The following is an 18,080-nucleotide window of genomic DNA, read 5'->3' as shown; positions in this document are numbered from 1 at the left end:
CCGGTTTGCACTAAATCAAGCCTGTAGCAGTCGGCGGCAAGACAGCAACGTCAAAGAAATAGGCCAAGGATTTTCACCCGTGGCCTGTAAAATCCCAGCGAGGGCCGATCAGATGATCGGGAGCCTCATTTCGGCGTCAGCACCTCGGTGCCGCTGCCGTTCTTGCCGGCGATCGTCCACAGGCCGTGCAGCGAGCCATCATCCTCCACCTTGTAGACGACGAGGCCGATCTCTTCGCCCATGACATAGCCCGCAGAGAAGGCATTGTCGTTGCGCATGCAGATGCCGTCCGAGGACGAGCCGCCGGTTTCCCAGTGGATGGTGCAGGTGGTCTCGCTGGTCAGCGTGATGGTTGCTTCGCCGCCATATTTCGAGCCGTCGAAATTGGTGCCGGCGACGGTGTACCTGCCACCGATCGATTGTGCTGCTGCCGGCGCGGCTGCAAGCCCAACCACTGCAAGTGAAAGTAAGAGTTTGCGCATGTCGTATTCCCCCAGTGAACAAAGAACCGCTACAGGGCGGGAAGCTAGGCCTGATCGCGCTTGCGGTAAATCCGCCGGCCGTTTTGCGCAGAAGACTTTTCTGGGATGTGTCCGAAAATGCTTAACGGGCTTCGAGGCTGCCGGCGATGGCGCCGACCAGCGGATCGTATTTCGCTTTCACCGCCGGCGGATAGTCGATCCATATGGTGTGAATGACGCCTTCCTTGCCGAACAGGCGCCGCTCGTAAAAGATCTTTCCATCCTTCAGCCCCGACAGCACCGCCCAGTTCTTGCCGGTCTTGCTGTAGGTAATCTCGTAGCCCGCCTCCTTGCTGGCCTTCTCCTCGGCAACGAAGCTTTTGGGGGTGTCCTCACTAACATTGAAGATGCCGGAACAGATCAGGCTGGCGCCGTCGGCGCTGAGCCATTGCTGTCCGTCACCATTGTCCGGCTCGGGCTGGCGTTGGGTGAAAATCTCGTCGGGAAAGGTGCAGACGGTGCCGAAGCGCGCATTGGTGTAGGTGAACGGTGCCGCGACGGCGCTGCCTGCCGCGATCAGCGCAACGGCCGCCAAACCAAGGAAAAGACGCTTCATTCGATGTCTCCGGCCAACAATGGGAGACACTTCTTGCACCAAATCGCGGAGAAAATCAGCCGCCGGTGACGCTCATATGCCTCGATACCGAGGGGCGGCTGGTGCGTCGGTCGATGATGAAATCATGGCCCTTTGGCTTGCGGCCGATCGCTTCGTCGATTGCGGTGGCTACAAGTTCGTTGCCTTCGGACGCACGCAACGGCGCGCGCAGGTCGGCTGCATCCTCCTGGCCCAGGCACATATAGAGCGTGCCGGTGCAGGTCAGCCGCACGCGGTTGCAGCTTTCGCAGAAATTATGTGTCATCGGTGTGATGAAGCCGAGCCGGCCGCCGGTCTCGGCGACATGGACATAGCGCGCGGGGCCGCCGGTCTTGTAGGGGATGTCGCTCAGCGTGAACTGCCGCTCCAGCGAGGCGCGCAGCAGCGACAGCGGCAGATACTGGTCGGTGCGGTCGGCGTCGATCTCGCCCATCGGCATGGTTTCGATGACGGTGAGGTCCATGCCGCGGCCATGCGCCCAGCGCAGCATCTCAGGAATCTCGGCGTCGTTGAAATCCTTCAGCGCCACCGCGTTGAGCTTGACCTTCAGCCCCGCCGCCTGCGCGGCGTCGATGCCTTGCATGACCTTGTCGAGATGACCCCAGCGGGTGATGGCGTGGAACTTGTCGGCGTCGAGCGTGTCCAGCGAGACATTGATGCGCTCGACGCCGCAATCGGCGAGCTCGGGGGCAAAACGCGACAGCTGCGAACCATTGGTGGTCAGCGTCAGTTCTTCCAGCGCGCCGCTCTTCAAATGCCGCGAAAGCTGGCGCATCAGATGCATGATGTTCTTGCGCACCAACGGTTCGCCGCCGGTGAGGCGCAGTTTGCGCACACCCTTTTCGATGAAGACGGTGCAGAGCCGGTCAAGTTCCTCAAGCGACAACAGATCCTTCTTGGGAAGGAACGCCATGTCCTCGGCCATGCAATAGGTACAGCGGAAATCGCAGCGGTCGGTGACCGACACGCGCAAGTAGCTGATCGTGCGACCGAAAGGATCGATCATGTCCATGCGTCAAGCGTTTCCAATGGCTACTAGTGGCGCCGTTATATACGGCTATGTGATACGAACCAACCCGCCATTCAAGATAGCCGCTCTTGATCTTTGGTAACATTCCCTGGCCGACATCCGATGTCGGCAGGGTCTAAATGACCTTTTCCGGCTGAGCGAAGCAGCGTAGGGAAGGGTGGATTGATGCAGGGTGGACGACAATGACGGCGCCGAAGGAACTCAGGGTCTCGAAGGACAGAAAACTGCTGTCCGTCACCTTTCCCGGTCACCTACCGTTCGAACTGCCGGCCGAACTTTTGCGCGTTGCCTCGCCCTCGGCCGAGGTGCAGGGCCACTCGCCGGAGCAGCGGGTGACGGTTCCCGGCAAGCGCAACGTCGCCATCCTCAAGATCGAGCCGGTCGGCAACTACGCCGTGCGCATCACCTTCGACGATTTCCATGACACCGGCATCTTCACCTGGAATTATCTGCATACGCTCGGCCACGAGAAGGAAGAGCGCTGGAATGCCTATCTTGCGGAACTCCAGGAGAAGGGGCTGAGCCGCGACCGCTAGTTCGCCAGTGTCGTCAAAACGTCATTGATTGGGGTAACGCCGGCAAAGGTTCGGAGACGGGAAAATGTCTGAGATCACATCGGTTGAACAGCTCGAAGCGCTCTATGGCCTGCCCGGCGAAGCGTCGACGGTCAAGGAACTCGATCATGTCATCCCCGAATATGCCGCCTTCATCGAGGCTTCGCCCTTTGTCGCTTTGGCAACGAGTGGGCCGGAGGGCTTAGACTGTTCACCGCGTGGCGATCTCGCCGGTTTCGTGCGCATCCATGATCCGAAGACGCTGATGATGCCGGATCGGCGCGGCAACAACCGCGCCGATTCGCTGAAGAACATCATCCGGGATCCGCGCGTCGGGCTGCTGTTCCTGGTGCCGGGCTCGGGCACGACTTTGCGCGTCAATGGCCGCGCCCGCATCAGCACTGACGCCGCGCTTTGCGCCTCCTTTACGGTCGAAGGCAAGCCGGCGCGCTCAGTCACGGTAGTCGATGTCGATTCGGTCTATTTCCAGTGCGCCCGCGCCATCGTTCGCTCGGAACTGTGGAATCCGGCCAAGCATGTCGACCCGAAGTCGCTGCCGACGCCGGGAAAAATCCTGGAGGTTACCAGCCGCAAGAATATCGACGGCGAGGCCTATGACAAGGAATGGCCGGAGCGGGCGAAGAAGACGATGTGGTAAGGTGGGAGGCGCGGATCGAACCGCTCAGGTATCCTTCAGCACATCGTAGATCTTGCGCATCTGTTCGCCGATCATGTCGCATTGTTCCGGTGTCGACTGGCTCATCGCCTTCTCGATCAGCGCCATATGCACCTTCAGCGCCTTCATCAGCAGCTCCGTGCCGGCCTCGGTAAGCGTCAGCCGCAGCACGCGCTTGTCCTTCTCGTCGCCTTCGCGGCGCAGCAGTCCACGGCTCTCGAGTTGCGGCAACAGCATCGTGATGTTGGAGCGGCCGACCAGCAGTTTGCGGGCGAGATCGTGCTGCGACATGCCGGGGTGGCGATAGAGGTTCATCAGCACGTCGAGTTGCGCCGGCTTCAGGTCCAGCGGCGCCAGCTTCACCGCCAGCGCACGCTCCAGCACATGGCAGGCGCGCGCCACCGCGACCCAGTTGCGAAAGCGCGGGTTGTCCCAGGGCAGCTCTTGTTTAATGTTCATGTTTGAACTATTATGTTCATGCTTGAACGGAATGGATGGATCGCCACTATGGCATCATTTGGACTGAAGGTCATCCGGGGCGTGTTCGGCGCCGCCGAGCATGTGGCGCCACGCCTGAGCGGGCGCGCCGCCTTTGAACTGTTCTGCCGCACGCCCAGCGTGAAGGCGCTGAGCGACGGCGAGCGCCGCGCGGTCGACCGTGCCGCCGGCTTCATGGCCGAGGCGCGCCATCATCGGCTGAAGACCAAAAAAGGCTGCGTCATGGTGCACGAATTCCGGCCGGAGCCGGGCAGGGCGTCCGCCGGCACGGTGCTGGTCATCCATGGTTGGCGCTCGCGCACCGAATATATGCGCGCTCTGATCGAAGGCTTTCGCAATGCCGGCTACCGGGTCGCCTCGCTCGACCTGCCGGGCCACGGCCAGTCGCTGGGCCGTCGTCTCAACATGGTCAATGCGGTCGAGGCGGCCAGGGTGGCCAGCGACTGGTTCGGGCCGTTCAAGGCGATCGTCGGCCATTCCTTCGGCGGCGCCGTCGCCGCCAATGCCATTGCCGGTTCCATCAACGGCATTCAGCCGGTGGCGGCCGAGCGGCTGGTGCTGGTCGCAGCACCCAGCTCCCTGCCGGCGATCTTTGCCGACTTCAGCCGCATGCTCAATGTCGGCCCGCGTTCGCAGGTTTCCATGGCCGATCAGGTGAAGCGGCTGTCCGGCCGGCCGCTCAACGAATTTACCGGCGACCGCCAGCTGGCCGAAGCGCCGGTGCCGACACTGGTCATCCACGCGCCCGATGACCGCGAGGTCCCTGCTGACCATGCCAGGCGCTATGCCGGCGCCGGCAGCCATGTGCGGTTGCACTGGGCCGACGGGCTCGGCCACCGCCGCATTCTCGCCGACAAAGGCGTCGTCGAACGTGCAGTCGGCTTTGTGACCGGTCACCAGGACGCAGTATCGTTGCACTGACCTGACTGGTTATTTCTTCTTGCCGCCCGGTTCGACCGGCAGTCCCGCCGCCTTCCAGGCGGTGTAGCCGCCGAGGATGTGCTTGACCGGCGACAGCCCCATATCCTGCGCCGTCTTGGTGGCCAGCGCCGAGCGCCAGCCGCCGGCGCAGAAGAACACGAAGCTCTTGCCCGAGGCGAAGAACGGCTTGTGGTATGGGCTTTCGGGATCGATCCAGAATTCCAGCATGCCGCGCGTGACATGCTTGGCGCCGGGAATTTGGCCGTCCCGCTCCACTTCGCGAGGATCACGCAGATCGACAAAAATGGTGTCTTCGTCGTCGAGCAGCCCGGCCGCTTCCTCAGGCGACACCACCTCGATCTCGGCATTGGCCTCGTCGAGCAACTCGCGATAGCCTTTTTTCATGGACAATCCCTCCCGGCGCGTTTCCGCCGCTCATCGGATTTCCAGCACAACGCCAGCGCTGTCACGCCGTTCCGGCAAGCCCCTGCCACGCCGCCATCGCTCCGGCCACGGTAGCCATCAGCGCGTCACATGAGGCGCCGTCGCGGGCCTGGATCGACATGCCATGCTGCACCGTCGCATAGAAGGTCGCCGCCGCATCGCTGTCGAAGCCTGGCGGCAATTCGCCTTCCGCCACACCGCGTTCCAGTCGTCTCAGCAAGAGGGTATGGTTTTCGGCGCGCCGGCGGCGCAGATCATCGCAGATCGCGCCGCTGCTTGAGTCCTTGTGCAACGCGCCAAGCGCGATCAGACAGCCCTGCGGTCGGTCGTTCTGCGAATAGGCCCTGGCTGTCTGGCGCAGGAAATTCTCGATCGCCTGGCATGCCGTCGGCGCTTCGTCCAGCGCAGTCCAGATCTCGGTGCCTTCGGTCCTTGTGTAATAGTCGGTCGCTTCGAGAAACAGCGCCTCCTTGCTGCCGAAGGCGGCATAGAGGCTGGGTGAGCTGATCCCCATCGCAGCGGTCAACTCGGCCATCGAGGTGCCTTCATAGCCTTTGGCCCAAAACAGCTCCATCGCCTGCCGCAAGGCGGCGGTTCGATCGAAGGTGCGGGGACGGCCTCTTTCCGGCATGGCGCTCTTTTCTGTGTTGATCGATACATAATTCAGTTGACCTGGCCGGGCAAGGCTGCCAGATATTTATGTATCGATCGTTACATAAAGGAGAATGACATGTCATCGAACGGATTGAACGGCAAGGCAGCGCTCGTCACCGGCGGCAGCCGCGGCATCGGTGCCGCGATTGCAAAGCGGCTTGCGGCCGATGGCGCCGATGTCGCCATCACCTACGTCAACAGCGAGGCGCCGGCCCAGGCGGTCGTTGCCGAGATCATTGCGGCAGGCGGCCGCGCCATCGCCATCCAGGCCGACAATCGCGACGCCGCGGCAATCGAAGGTTCGGTCGCCGAGGCGGTGAATGCCTTCGGCCGGCTCGACATCCTCGTCAACAGCGCCGGCATCTGGCGTGCAGCGCCCATCGAGCAAATGTCGTTGGCCGACTTCGATGAAACCATGGAGGTTAATCTCAGAGCCCCGTTCGTCGCCTCGAAAGCGGCTGCGGCCCATATGAGCGAGGGCGGCCGCATCATCTCGATCGGCAGCAATCTGGCGGAGCGCGTCACCGACACCAGCCTAAGCGCCTATTCGACCAGCAAGGCGGCGCTGGTTGGCCTGACCAAGGCGCTGGCACGAGACCTCGGTTCGCGCGGCATCACCGCCAACGTCGTTCACCCCGGTTCGACCGACACCGACATGAACCCGGCCGAAGGCCCGCATGCCGAACACCAGCGGCAGAAGATGGCGACGCCCCGCTTCGGCAAGGCCGACGAGATCGCCGGCATGGTTGCGTGGCTCGCCGGTCCGGAAGGGCGATTCGTCACCGGCGCGGCGCTGACCATCGACGGCGGCGCCAACGCCTGACGCAACAGCCCGCTTTGACCGGTCTGGGGCGGCGGCAACGCCGCTCCAGCCGTCACGATGTTGTGAAACCGTTCTGCAACAGGCCCGTCAAAATTTATGGAAGCTTAACGAAATCAGTATGAATCAGTATAGTAGCGCCTTACATCCGCCATGCAGTTGGCAAGATCGTCTAGCGGCGCGGAACGGGAGCCGGCTTGCAGCCGGAGCGGGTGATTAATGAAATTCCTCGGAAATAAAGCCACTGTGATGCCGCTTGCCGTTGCGGCAACGCTGGCCTTCGGTGCACCGCAGGCGGGCGCGCAGGGGCTGTTCGACATGCTGTTCGGCGGCGGCGTCAGGCACGATCCGCAGGGCGAGTTCCCACCACCGCCGAAGCGCAAGCCGAAGCCCGCAGTATCGGGCGGTGGTACCAAAATCAGCAGCCCGAGCTACTACACCTACAAGGCCGACCGGCTGGTACGCGTCGACTTCACCACATTGGTGGCGGCACCGCCCCAGGTGGCCACAGCTCAGGACGCTGCCTTTGTGCCGTCGGCGACAAGCACGGCCTTTCGCGAAGCGGTTGCAGGCCTCAGCGATTACGAACTCTATGCCGAGCCCGATATCGCCAAGGCGCTGATTGCCTATTACTCGGCCAATCCGGACTTCATCTGGGTAGCCGACGCGGGCCCCAATGCCCGCGCCAAGGATGCGGTACGGGTGCTGGGCGAGGCGGCGAGCTATGGCCTCACGCCGGCCGACTACTCGGTCGAGGTACCGGCTGCCAACGCATCGGCGATCGATGCCGACGCGCATCTGAAGGAACTCGTGCGCTTCGAGATGGCGCTGTCGGCGCGCGTGCTGCGCTATGCCCATGATGCGCAGAGCGGCCGCGTCGATCCGAACCGCATCACCGGCTACTATGAATTTCCGCCGAAGCCGGTCGACATGGAAGGCGTGCTGAAGACACTCGCCCACACCCAGCAAGTGCGCACCTATCTCGAATCGCGCCATCCGCAGAATGCGGAATATCAGGCGCTGCGCGTCGAACTGGAATCGTTGCAGGCCAGCGCCGAAAACGAAATCGTCGTCGATCCCAAGCTGTTGCTGAAGCCCGGCGAGACCAGCGCCGAACTGCCGAAGCTGCTGACGCTGATCGCGCGCAATCTCGACGACGAGATGGGCGGCGCCTATGGCGAGATCCTGGCCCGGCTCGGAACCAGCGACGTCTATGTTCCCGAACTGGTGCCGGTCATCAAGGCCGTGCAGGTGAAGGCCGGCATGAAGGGCGATGGCGTCATCGGCCCGCGCACCGTCGCCTCGCTCGCCGGCGCCTCCAAGGCCGACCGGCTCCAGAAGGTGCAGGTAGCACTTGAAGAGCTGCGCTGGATGCCGTCCGATCTCGGCAGTCCGCGCGTCTTCATCAACCAGCCCGCCTTCACCGCCAGCTATATCGACAATGGCGAGGAGAAGCTGAAGACCCGTGTCGTCATCGGCCGGACCACCAACCAGACCGCCTTCTTCTTCAAGGAGATCAAGCAGGTCGATTTCCATCCCTATTGGGGCGTGCCGCAGTCGATCATCGTCAATGAGATGCTGCCCAGGCTGCGCGGCGATCCGGGCTATCTCGACCGTGCCGGCTACGAGGTGACCGATTCGCGCGGCAGGCGGGTTCCCTCGTCCTCCGTCAATTGGGGCGCCTACGGTGCCAACATTCCCTACAGCGTGCGCCAGCAGCCGAGCGAAGCCAATGCGCTCGGCGAGTTGAAGATCCTCTTCCCCAACAAGCACGCCATCTACATGCACGACACACCGCAAAAATCGTTCTTCCAGCGCGACATGCGCGCGCTGAGCCACGGCTGTATTCGCCTGCAAGACCCGCGCGGCATGGCGGCGGCGGTGCTCGGCACCTCGGTCGACGACATCGCCGAGAAGCTGAAGCACGGCCATGCGACCGAAGACGTGACGCGCAAGATTCCCGTCTACGTCGCGTACTTCACCGCCTGGCCGGATCTGTCCGGCAACGTCGAATATTTCAACGACGTCTATGATCGCGATACGCGGCTGATGCAGGCCCTGGACGCGACCGAGGCAGTGCGCTCACCGACGAGCTGATCTCACGATGGTTCGGCGTTCGTCCAAACGAGGAACCATTCCTATCTCTTTGGTTTCTTTAGGTTTTAGTCGATAGACGGTCGCGCGATTCGAGCGATCAGCGCTGGATGAGCGGACGCCGGAAGCCGGCGTCACGGCCGGCGATCAGCCAATAGACGAGACCCGCGACCAGGCCGGCGCCGGCGATGATGCCGATATCGGCCCAACGCTCGACATCCTCCTCGGCACCTGGCCAGATCAGGAAGAAGCCGGCCGCGGCAGCGGCAGCGCCAAACAGCATGTGGACCAGGAAATTGCGCAGCGCGAAGAATTCGGCAACCAGCGCGAAGATCAGCGTCTGCAGACCGGTCAGTATGATCGTCAGGAAATAGACGAACATGCCGAGCGGCGGCCACAAAAGCACCACGACGGGTGTCACCCCCGTGGCGCCGAAATAGTCCGGCGCGTTGGGCAGCGCGGCGAGCGCGCTGTAGATCACCGCCACCGCGATCAACCCGATCAGCACCGAAACGAAGAAGCCGGCGAACATCATCAGGATGCGCTTCAAAACGTGCTTTACCATCGCCATGCACCCCCGTGCCCTGCAATCGTTGCGCGCACTCAGCCATCAAAGGCGTACTGGCGCAAGAGTGCATCCAGCAGTGCTTTGCGGCAAATCTTCAGGCCCCGCCGCACATATGCTGCGAATCCGGCAGCGCCCAGGTGCCCTTGAGGGTCAGGTCCACGCCGTAATAGACCCGGCCGCGGTCGTCGCCCTCCGGGCAGTCGCGCGGGATCGATATCAGGCACATCACGACCGGGTCGCCGACCTTCGAACTGGCGAGGCCAGGCTCACGCTCATAGGAGACGCCAGCACCATCATTGCTGAATCGCGCCAGACTGCCGGCTTCAGGACTGGCGGTTTCCAGCGGGTCGTCGCCAAGCCGCGTCGTTAGCGCCGTAATGTGGGTGAAGGCGCATTGCCCGATCGACGAGGGCAGGGGCTGGTCGGGGCTGCCCGAATGGCGTGCAGCGATGTCGAGCGCCTTCTTGCCGATCAACGCGATGTTGTAGTCCTGCACCCAGGATGGCGCATTGCCGTAGGTCTGCAGGGCGTTGTTCTGGGCGCTGACGATGCACGCGGCGTCCTGCCCGCAGGCATTCCTGTCGGCGATCAGCGCACGTGCGATCTTGCGCTTGTCGCCGCCAAAGGCCGGTTCGAAACCCGTAAAAGCCTTCGCGACCAGCGCGTCGATGGCGGAAAGCTGTGGATCGGCACAGATTGCCTTTTCCGCCGGCAGGCTGGCTTTGCGGCAGTCGAAGGACGGCCCCTCGGCACGTGCCGCGGTCCCGCAGATTATCGCGCAGGCCAAGGCAATGGCGGGCACGAGCCAACTGAAACCCCGGCTGGAAGAAAGCATGACCGCCCCACTCACGCACCACTTTGCTCACCATTCTAGGCAAAAAGTCCGCTGTAAGGAATTGCCGAGGCGGCGCGCCAGCAGCGCTATTTCGGTTCGGCGGTCACGGGATCGAAGGTGATTTCGACTTTCGCCTTGTCGGCCGTGTAATAGGTGACGGTGTAGCCGTCCTTGTCCCAGTCGACTTCCTTTACATAGCGGAAGCCGTCGCGCTGTTCGACCTTGGCGATGATTGCCGACAGTTTCTGGGCATTCTGCGGCGGCAATGGCCTGTCATCATCCGCGGCAAAGGCCGTTGCGCCGGCGAGAAGAAGTGCAAGGCCGGTCGCCAAAACAAGATTTCGCATGATTGCCCTCATTTCATGTTGGCATGGATCGCACCGGAAACTCGCTCGCAGGCCAATTTGTTCCGCCCACGGCAAACGAGGCGTGGCTTCCGCAAAGCTCCGGAACCGCAACCCAGAGGGGCGAATTCCCCCCACGCATTTGCGGTAACCGGCGGCTAACCATGGCCGCTGCCGTGACCTGCGCCGGACAACCCGATGGTGGTAGAGCTTTCGCCTAGACCCTGCTAGACTTCTGGTCCTGGCAGGGTGGCATGGCGCGCCAGACCTGCCGGGATCTTCTTCTCTCAGCGCACGGCGAAGCGTTTCAGGAACGGGTCGTCGCCTGTGCTAGACCAGAACCAGAAGGGACCGGGGCTCCAACATGGCTGTACGGAACTACACCCGTCAGCTGGCGACAATCATTTCTATCGATGCCGTCGGGTTCTCGCGGCTGATGGGCATCGACGATGAGTCCGCTGTCGCGGCATTCGAGGAACGGCGCGACATCATCGCCGACAGCTGTGGCAGGTTTGGCGGCCGCACGTTCGGCGACGCCGGTGACAGCATCATGGCCGAATTCGGCAACCCGATCGAGGCCCTGCGCGCGGCCTTCGATTTCCAGGGCCGCATCGTCGCGCTCAACGCTTCGGTCGCCGACGACATGCGCATGCCGTTTCGTGCCGGCATCAACACCGGCGACGTCATCGTGCGTGGCGGGCAACTGTACGGCGACGACGTCAACATCGCTGCCCGCATTCAGGAGTTCGCGCCGGGTGACGGTCTCGCCGTTTCGGAGACGACCTGGCACCATGTGAAGGACAAGACGGCGGCCGAATTCACCGATCTCGGCGAATTCATGCTGAAGAACATTGCCCTGCCGGTGCGTGTCCTGATCGCCGGGCGCGGCGGCAACGGATCCTCGCCGGCGGCATCGTTCGCGGCCATCCCTCAGGTCAGCGCCCCCCCAGAAACTGTCGTCCAAGGGCCCGCCGGCGATCGCTGTGCTGCCCTTTCAGGGCAATGGCGGCGAGCACGACATCGGCTATATGGCCGATGGCATTGCCGAGGACATCATCTACGGTCTTTCCAACACCAAGTGGCTCTCGGTCATCGCCAAGGGTTCCAGCTTCCAGTTTCGCGACGATACGCTGGGCACGCGGGTGATCGGCAACGCGCTCGGCGCGCGCTACATCGTCAGCGGCACGCTGATGCGCAATGGTGGCCAGATCCGCCTCAACACCTCACTGGCGGACGCGTCCAACGGGCGGCTGGTCTGGTCGCAGCGCTTCGATCGCGACCTGGTCGACATCTTCAACCTGCGCGACCAGATCGGCGCCGAGATCGTTTCGATCCTCGACAAGGAGGTCGACCGGGCAGAGCAGGCGCGCACCTTCCAGGTGCCCTGGGAGAGCCTGGAGACCTGGCAGTTGGTCCGGCGCGGACGCTGGCACATGAACCGGCGCACCCGCGGCGACACCGAAATGGCGCTGGAATTCTTCCAGAAGGCCTACCGCGAGGACCCCAATTCGAGCGCCGTGCTCAACGAACTGGCGTGGTGGTATTTCTGGCGGGCATGGCTGCGGTTCGGCGACAGCGACGATTTGAACAAGGTCGAGCAGTTTGCCCGCAAGGCCTTGCTGATGGACAGCCTGGATGCGCGTCCGCACGCCCACCTCGGCGCTGTCGACATCATGCGAGGCGAACCGCGATCGGCGGTCGACCATCTCGAGGAAGCGATCCACATCAATCCGAGCTTTGCCTTCGCGCGCTCGGCCATGGGCAGCGCCCAGCTGCTGCTCGGCAATGCCGCGTCGGCGATTCCGTTCTTTCTCGACACCGAGCGACTGAGCCCGTTCGACCTCTACCGCTTCCACAATCTGGGGGAATTGACGGCAGCCTACAGTTTCGTCGAGAACTGGCCGGCGGCAATCGCCGCCGCCGACCGCTCGCTCAACCTGTCTCCGGGCTATTTCTACGCCAGGTTCCTGAAAATCGGCGCACTGATGCGCAGCGGCCGGCCGGAACAGGCACGGCGCGAGATGGCCATTTTCGCCACCCGGCATCCCGATTTTTCCGAAGAGCGCGTGCGCTGGATACCGTTTACCGACAAGACCGCGAACGAGTTCCTCGTCGCCAATTTCCAACTGGCCAAATGAGCATGGCGTTCAATGCTGGCCGAACACCGATTAACTGTGAAAAAATTCACATACGTACAATCGATGCAAACCTAGGCGTTGAAGGGCCGGCATCGCAATAACGTGGACAGCCGGGGGGCTTGAACGCGCATGACCAAACTGAAGTATTTCGACGGCATTCGTGAGGCCCAGAAAAACCAGCGACCGCTATCGGAAATGCCGCCTTTCGATCTCGGCCGGATCCGCAAGACAGGGCTGATTGCGCGCATCGCCGAATTTATCGTCGAAGATCATCCGCGCGTGTGGTTGGCGTTCTTGCGGCGCTTCCGCCCGACCGGCAAACTATTCGGGGTTCTGCTCGTCACCAAGAACGCCGATGTCCGCGACATATTGGAGCGCGGCGACGAATTCCAGACCCCGTACGGGCCGGAAATGACCGAGTTCGCGCGAGGTTCCAATTTCATCCTCGGCATGCAGGACGGCGCCGACTACCGCCGCATGAAATCGTCGGTGCTCAGCGCCTTTCCGCCAGCCGAAGTCGAAGCCGTCGTCAGGCCGATCGCCGCGCGTCATTCGCAAGAGATCATGATGCGCGCCCGCCCCGGTTTCGATGCGATCTCCGGATTGCTGAAGCTCGTTCCGGCGCACATCTGCCGCGATTATTTCGGGATCGAGATCGACGACGAATCGGAATTCGCCGATTGGTCGATCGCGCTCAGCGCGCTGTTCTTTTCGGACCCGGGGGCGAGCCCCGTCATGCGCGAGCTTGCAGTGGTGGCGGGCGATCGTCTTCTCAAAGTCATCGACCGCTCCATCCAGTCAGTCAGGGACCGGGGCTTGAAGACCGAGCAGCCGCTGGCGAGGCTGGTTGCCCAGATGGACCAGGGCCGCTTGTCGCGGGACGACCTCAACTCGATCATGCTGGGCATGATCGCGGGCTTCGTCCCGACCAATGTTCTGGCCAGCGGCAATTGCCTCGACGTGATCCTGTCGCGGCCCGATGCACGGCAAGCCGTCGACGCCGCACTTGCCGAAAACGACACCGGCAAGCTGGACAAGGCCGTCCTTGAGGCCATGCGCTTCAAGCCGATCTGGATCGGCCCGTGGCGCTACACCGCACGCGACGCGATCATCGGCAAGGGCACGCGACGCGAGCGCCTCGTCAAGGCGGGCACCGTGGTGATGCCGGCTACGCTGTCGGCGATGTTCGATGCAGACGCCGTGCAGAACCCGGACCAGTTCGATACATCGCGCCCGCATCGCGACTACATGGTCTTCGGCCACGGCATCCATCAGTGCATCGGCGCCGAGATCGCCAGGATCCAGATCGGCGAAAGCCTGCGCGCCTTGTTCCAGAAGCAGAACCTGCGCCGCATGTCGGGCAAGGCTGGGCGGATGACGCGCATCGGCGCTTATCCCGAAACCCTCAAGGTCGATTTCGAACCGGCAGCACTTTGCCGCACCGTCACCCAGTCGATGGTGACGGTGGTCTGCCCGGTCACCCGGTCCGGATCGCTGGACGCTCTCCGCGACAAGGTCGCCAGCCTCGGCAATCCGGCCGGCGAAGAGATCCGCACCGCGCTCGACATTGTCGGCACCATCCATTTCACCAGCCTGGCGGTTGTCGGCACGGGCGAGATGGACGCTGATTCCGGCCAGGAAAAGGGAGCTCTGGTTCTCGAGATTTCCGGCGACGGCAGCATCGACGATGTCATCAATGCCGTGACGCACGCCATCGGGCACCGGCTGCGGCCGATCTTCAAGGACGTCTGCGACCTGCGTGACGGCGGTGCCTTGAACGATTTCCTGCGCAAGCACAATGTCGACATCTCGCCGTCCTTCGGCAGCAATGCCGGCCTGGTGTTTTCGGGCACGCCCGGTCACTCGGTCCAGCGCATCATGGCCGAGGCAGAGCTTTTCGAAGCTGTGCGCGGCATCGTGGAGCGGCCACGCCAAGGCACCGGCAACGCTCCCGCCGTGCTCGCCGAAGCTCGCCAGCATCTTCAGTCATTGGGGACGTTTGCCTGGGCGTTCGAGCCGGCCGAAAGCCTGCTGGAAAAGCCGCCGGGCCATTGGGGTCGTGCCCTGATGACGACCTTGCTGGTCCCGCCGGTCTTCGCCACGGTGGCGATCATCTGGGCTGCTTGCTGGTACATGACCTATAGTGTGGTGTTCGGCAGATCCATCGACATCAGTTCCCACGAAATCTCCTTCACCGCCATAGCCGTAGCAATCACCTCACTTCTGCTGTCGGGGCTTGGAGTGTTGGTGGCAGCGGCGCTGCTGGTGTTTGCGTGCTTGCTGGCGCTGCGACGCCGCGAGGACAGAGATCAGCCGGAAAGCACATCGATCGGCATATCTGAATTGAACGCGATACTCGTCAAGGAGGACCACGCGGCGCAGAATCATCTGACCGCGATTTCGACGATGAAGGCTGGCATCTTGCGGCGGCTGGCGCTCAGGTTTTCCTTCTACCTGATCTCGATAGCTGCCCAGAAGGTGTTCAAGCCAGGCTTTCTCAACACCATCAACACCATCCATTTTGCCCGCTGGATACTCCTGCCCGGCTCCAACAGATTGATGTTCTTCTCCAACTACGGTGGCAGCTGGGAAAGTTATCTTGAGGACTTCATCGCCAAGGCATCCGCTGGCCTGACCGGCGTTTGGAGCAACACCGTGGGCTATCCACGTACGCGATGGCTGTTCCTTGACGGCGCGCGTGATGGCGATCGCTTCAAGCGCTGGGCGCGGCGCCAGCAGGTGCCGACACTGTTCTGGTACTCCGCCTATCCCCAAATCAACACAACGCGCATCCGGATCAATTCCCGGGTCAGGCGCGGCATTGCTTCCGCCGTCGGCAACGAGGCGCGCGACTGGCTGAGCTTGTTTGGTTCGCTACGGCGCCCGGCGAGCGAAACAACCACCGTTCAAAAGACCACCTCGCTGCTGGCCAATATCAGCTCTGTCTTTCCGGCACCTCTCGAGCAGCAGCTGGAAACCGGCGAGATCCAGTCCATCTTCTTCGGCCCGCTCGGCCCGCTCGGTTATTCGCATATGCTTGCGATCCGCGTGCCGGACAAGTTGCCGGCGCCCAAGCGCAGAGCCTGGCTCGATTTCGTTGTCGAGCAGACGAGTTTCGGCGAAGGCAGGCCCGCCGGGCGAGCTATGATAGTAGCCTTTGGTCCCGGTGGCCTGCGGCAGTTTGGGCTCGACGAGGGTCTGGAGGGCGATCCACTGGAAACATTTCCGATTGCCTTTCGCCATGGCATGGGCAATCCCGAGCGTGGGCGCATTCTGGACGACCGAGGCCGCGACGGCCCGGACGAATGGGAGTGGGGGTCGCTGGAGAACCCTGTGGACGTGGTCATCGTCTGCTACGCTGAAGACCTCGCAAGGTTGAAGACCGAGATTGCCACCGTCAAACGAAAGTCGACCGGTGCCGGCATGAAGGTCGTCGCCGAACTGCCGCTCGCCGTTAATCGGGGTCCGACCGACACGAATGCGAAATCGTCCGACGGGGCAAAGCGGGACGATAGGTCGGAACGCGGGCCAGCCTACGAGCATTTCGGTTTCGCGGACGGGATTTCGCAGCCGATTGTCCGCGGCACGACCCGCGCCAGCAGGGGTGCCGCGCCCATGCATCTGGTCGCGCCCGGCGAGTTCCTGTTTGGTTATCGTGACGAGCATGGGTTCTATCCAGCCTCGCCCTCGGTAAGCGCATCACGCGATCGGACTGGAATCCTTTCGCAGGTGCGCCGTAGCCGGCTTATTCCGGGCCTGCCGCCACCGCCGCGCGATTTCGGCCGCAACGGCTCATTCCTCGTTATTCGCCAGTTCGAGCAGCATGTCGACGTCTTCAACGACTACTGCAAAAAGGCTGCAGCCCTGGTCGCGAGCCAACTCGGCAACCAAGCCATCACGCAAGACTGGATTGCCGCCAAGATGCTCGGCCGCTGGCAGAACGGCAGCTCACTGGTGCGCAACCCTGATCATCCGGGACGCGTCATCGACAACAACTTCGCCACTGGCGCCGAGGATCCGCAAGGCCATCGCTGCCCGCTTGGTGCCCACATACGCCGCTCCAACCCGCGCGATTCGCTGGGTGAGGACCGCGATACGCAGATCAATATCGGCAAGCGCCATCGTATCCTGCGGGTCGGCCGCACCTACCAGAAGCAGGACGGCAAGAATGGCAAGGTCGAAAAGGGACTGCTCTTTATGTGCCTTAACGCCGACATCGAGCGCCAGTATGAATTCATCCAGCAAACCTGGGTTTCGTCGCCCACATTCCAGGGCCTCGTCGCTGAAAAGGACCCGACGATCGGGTCGCGCGACGGCGATGGCAGGTTCACCATTCCGTCATGGGAAAAGGTCACGACGCTCCGCGACATGCCGCAATTCGTCACCACAAAGGGGGGCGGGTATTTCTTCATGCCCAGCCGGTCAGCGTTGCGCTATCTGATTTCGCGGCTCTGATTCGGCGTCAGTCGTCGTCGTGCGAGTCGGCGATGTGGCGCAGCGCGCCGGTGTCGGTGATGCGCAGGCCGCCGCGTTTGATGGCAATGAACGAGCGGGCGCGCCAGTCATTGAGGGTCTTGTTGACGGATTCGCGCGTGGCGCCGAGGAACTCTCCGAGCTCCGATTGCGAGATCGGTATCCAGCCGGCGCTATCGGCCATCACCTCGGCCAGGAAGACCAGGCGCTTGGCCAGCCTTGCCTCGATGCCGAAAAAGGCCTGATCGCCGAGCTCGCCGCTGACCCAGCGCAGCCTGGCGCACAGAAGTTCGATCATCGCGCGCGCCAGTGGCGGATTTCTTTCAATTCGATCAAAGAGTTGTGTCCTGCTCAGCGAGACCAGCTCGCACGCGGTAAGACAGATGGCGGTGGCGGTGCGGGGCCGTCCGTCAAGCGCGCCGATCTCTCCGACAAGGCTTCGCGACAGCTCGATATTGGCCACCAGCTTCTGGCCGCCGGGCGAATAAATCGAGATTTCCACCGTGCCGCTCATCACCCCATAGATGCGGTCGGCGGCATCTTCCTGGACGAACAAATGCTGGCCCGCGGCGTAGCGCTCGACCTTGCAACCGCTGAAAAGAATATCGAACAGCTTTGGATCGATGCGCGCCAGGCGCGGCAGATCGTTTCTGTCGTTCGCGCCGCCAAAAGCCATGTTGAACTTCCCAATTGCCGCAATCAGCAAAGTTTACGGCAAGAGTGCACCGCATCAAAGCCCGGTGTTCATCCCTTTGCCATTACGCCTTCTAAAGGCGTGGAGCGGCGGTTGCGCCCAATGCTGGCTTGCGCCAGGCGGAAAGCCGTCTGCACGCCCGGCGGGAGGAGCCGGAGGCGTGCAGACGGCAACTGATAAAAAGAGTTAGGTGATGAAAATTCCTGGTGCCTGCTGATCCT

At 62.6% G+C, this 18,080-nt stretch carries 17 protein-coding genes and 1 pseudogene; 8 read left to right on the top strand and 10 right to left on the bottom strand.

Going from position 1 to position 18,080, the window contains the following annotated elements; translation table 11 throughout:
- Nucleotides 1-125 precede the first annotated feature (125 nt).
- The 3 genes from JQK88_RS10805 to moaA all read right to left on the bottom strand — a co-directional run bounded on the left by JQK88_RS10805 (nucleotide 126) and on the right by moaA (nucleotide 2,128).
- Complete coding sequence (locus tag JQK88_RS10805) at nucleotides 126-482, bottom strand: hypothetical protein (RefSeq protein ID WP_203278288.1); 357 nt, start codon at nucleotides 480-482, stop codon at nucleotides 126-128.
- Between the two features lie 121 nt (nucleotides 483-603).
- Nucleotides 604-1,077 (bottom strand): hypothetical protein, encoded by a 474-nt coding sequence (locus JQK88_RS10800; protein WP_203278287.1) that lies wholly within the window; start codon nucleotides 1,075-1,077, stop codon nucleotides 604-606.
- 55 nt (nucleotides 1,078-1,132) lie between these two features.
- Nucleotides 1,133-2,128 carry a GTP 3',8-cyclase MoaA gene (gene moaA, locus JQK88_RS10795; protein ID WP_203278286.1) on the bottom strand — a complete coding sequence of 332 codons (996 nt, stop codon included), beginning with the start codon at nucleotides 2,126-2,128 and terminating at the stop codon, nucleotides 1,133-1,135.
- Nucleotides 2,129-2,328: 200 nt separating this feature from the next.
- Between moaA and JQK88_RS10790 the strand changes: the two genes are divergently transcribed.
- Nucleotides 2,329-2,682: a gamma-butyrobetaine hydroxylase family protein gene (locus tag JQK88_RS10790; RefSeq protein ID WP_203278285.1), complete on the top strand. Its 354-nt coding sequence runs from the start codon at nucleotides 2,329-2,331 to the stop codon at nucleotides 2,680-2,682.
- 64 nt (nucleotides 2,683-2,746) lie between these two features.
- Entirely contained in the window at nucleotides 2,747-3,358 is a 612-nt protein-coding gene (locus JQK88_RS10785) for a pyridoxamine 5'-phosphate oxidase family protein (protein ID WP_203278284.1), read from the top strand.
- Between the two features lie 24 nt (nucleotides 3,359-3,382).
- On the opposite strand, the gene JQK88_RS10780 is transcribed toward JQK88_RS10785, so the two are convergent.
- A complete protein-coding gene (locus JQK88_RS10780) occupies nucleotides 3,383-3,835 on the bottom strand; it encodes a MarR family winged helix-turn-helix transcriptional regulator (protein ID WP_192254043.1) in 453 nt (150 codons plus the stop codon).
- Nucleotides 3,836-3,883: 48 nt separating this feature from the next.
- Here JQK88_RS10780 and JQK88_RS10775 point away from each other — a divergent pair, with 48 nt between their 5' ends.
- Nucleotides 3,884-4,795, top strand: a complete 912-nt coding sequence (locus tag JQK88_RS10775; RefSeq protein WP_192254045.1) for an alpha/beta hydrolase — start codon at nucleotides 3,884-3,886, stop codon at nucleotides 4,793-4,795.
- Between the two features lie 9 nt (nucleotides 4,796-4,804).
- Here JQK88_RS10775 and JQK88_RS10770 read toward each other — a convergent pair whose 3' ends face one another.
- A complete protein-coding gene (locus JQK88_RS10770) occupies nucleotides 4,805-5,200 on the bottom strand; it encodes a rhodanese-like domain-containing protein (RefSeq protein ID WP_192254046.1) in 396 nt (131 codons plus the stop codon).
- Between the two features lie 61 nt (nucleotides 5,201-5,261).
- The gene (locus JQK88_RS10765; protein WP_203278283.1) at nucleotides 5,262-5,870 is read right to left on the bottom strand and encodes a TetR/AcrR family transcriptional regulator; all 609 of its coding nucleotides are present in this window, start codon (nucleotides 5,868-5,870) and stop codon (nucleotides 5,262-5,264) included.
- A 99-nt stretch (nucleotides 5,871-5,969) separates the two neighbouring features.
- Between JQK88_RS10765 and JQK88_RS10760 the strand changes: the two genes are divergently transcribed.
- A complete protein-coding gene (locus JQK88_RS10760; protein WP_203278282.1) occupies nucleotides 5,970-6,716 on the top strand; it encodes a 3-oxoacyl-ACP reductase family protein in 747 nt (248 codons plus the stop codon).
- A 216-nt stretch (nucleotides 6,717-6,932) separates the two neighbouring features.
- On the top strand, nucleotides 6,933-8,810 hold the full coding sequence (locus tag JQK88_RS10755; protein ID WP_203278281.1) for a L,D-transpeptidase family protein: 1,878 nt from the start codon (nucleotides 6,933-6,935) through the stop codon (nucleotides 8,808-8,810).
- Nucleotides 8,811-8,907: 97 nt separating this feature from the next.
- Here the strand turns inward: JQK88_RS10755 and JQK88_RS10750 are convergent, their stop codons facing one another.
- The 3 genes from JQK88_RS10750 to JQK88_RS10740 form a co-directional block, all read right to left on the bottom strand.
- Nucleotides 8,908-9,378: a hypothetical protein gene (locus JQK88_RS10750; protein WP_203278280.1), complete on the bottom strand. Its 471-nt coding sequence runs from the start codon at nucleotides 9,376-9,378 to the stop codon at nucleotides 8,908-8,910.
- Between the two features lie 91 nt (nucleotides 9,379-9,469).
- Entirely contained in the window at nucleotides 9,470-10,210 is a 741-nt protein-coding gene (locus JQK88_RS10745) for a lysozyme inhibitor LprI family protein (RefSeq protein ID WP_203278279.1), read from the bottom strand.
- 86 nt (nucleotides 10,211-10,296) lie between these two features.
- On the bottom strand, nucleotides 10,297-10,557 hold the full coding sequence (locus JQK88_RS10740; protein WP_192254054.1) for a PepSY domain-containing protein: 261 nt from the start codon (nucleotides 10,555-10,557) through the stop codon (nucleotides 10,297-10,299).
- 361 nt (nucleotides 10,558-10,918) lie between these two features.
- Between JQK88_RS10740 and JQK88_RS36045 the strand changes: the two are divergent.
- The 3 genes and pseudogenes from JQK88_RS36045 to JQK88_RS10730 form a co-directional block, all read left to right on the top strand.
- Nucleotides 10,919-11,341, top strand: a pseudogene (locus JQK88_RS36045) (adenylate/guanylate cyclase domain-containing protein); the annotation flags it as partial.
- 196 nt (nucleotides 11,342-11,537) lie between these two features.
- The gene (locus tag JQK88_RS10735; protein ID WP_246749800.1) at nucleotides 11,538-12,692 is read left to right on the top strand and encodes a hypothetical protein; all 1,155 of its coding nucleotides are present in this window, start codon (nucleotides 11,538-11,540) and stop codon (nucleotides 12,690-12,692) included.
- Nucleotides 12,693-12,821: 129 nt separating this feature from the next.
- The gene (locus JQK88_RS10730; RefSeq protein ID WP_203278278.1) at nucleotides 12,822-17,147 is read left to right on the top strand and encodes a cytochrome P450; all 4,326 of its coding nucleotides are present in this window, start codon (nucleotides 12,822-12,824) and stop codon (nucleotides 17,145-17,147) included.
- A gap of 7 nt (nucleotides 17,148-17,154) precedes the next feature.
- Here JQK88_RS10730 and JQK88_RS10725 read toward each other — a convergent pair whose 3' ends face one another.
- The gene (locus JQK88_RS10725; protein ID WP_203278277.1) at nucleotides 17,155-17,841 is read right to left on the bottom strand and encodes a Crp/Fnr family transcriptional regulator; all 687 of its coding nucleotides are present in this window, start codon (nucleotides 17,839-17,841) and stop codon (nucleotides 17,155-17,157) included.
- Nucleotides 17,842-18,080 lie beyond the last annotated feature (239 nt).

This window comes from Mesorhizobium caraganae (genome assembly GCF_016836705.1).
In the GTDB taxonomy this organism is placed as follows: Bacteria; Pseudomonadota; Alphaproteobacteria; order Rhizobiales; family Rhizobiaceae; genus Mesorhizobium; species Mesorhizobium caraganae.
This window is presented reverse-complemented; position numbering and strand designations above follow the sequence as displayed.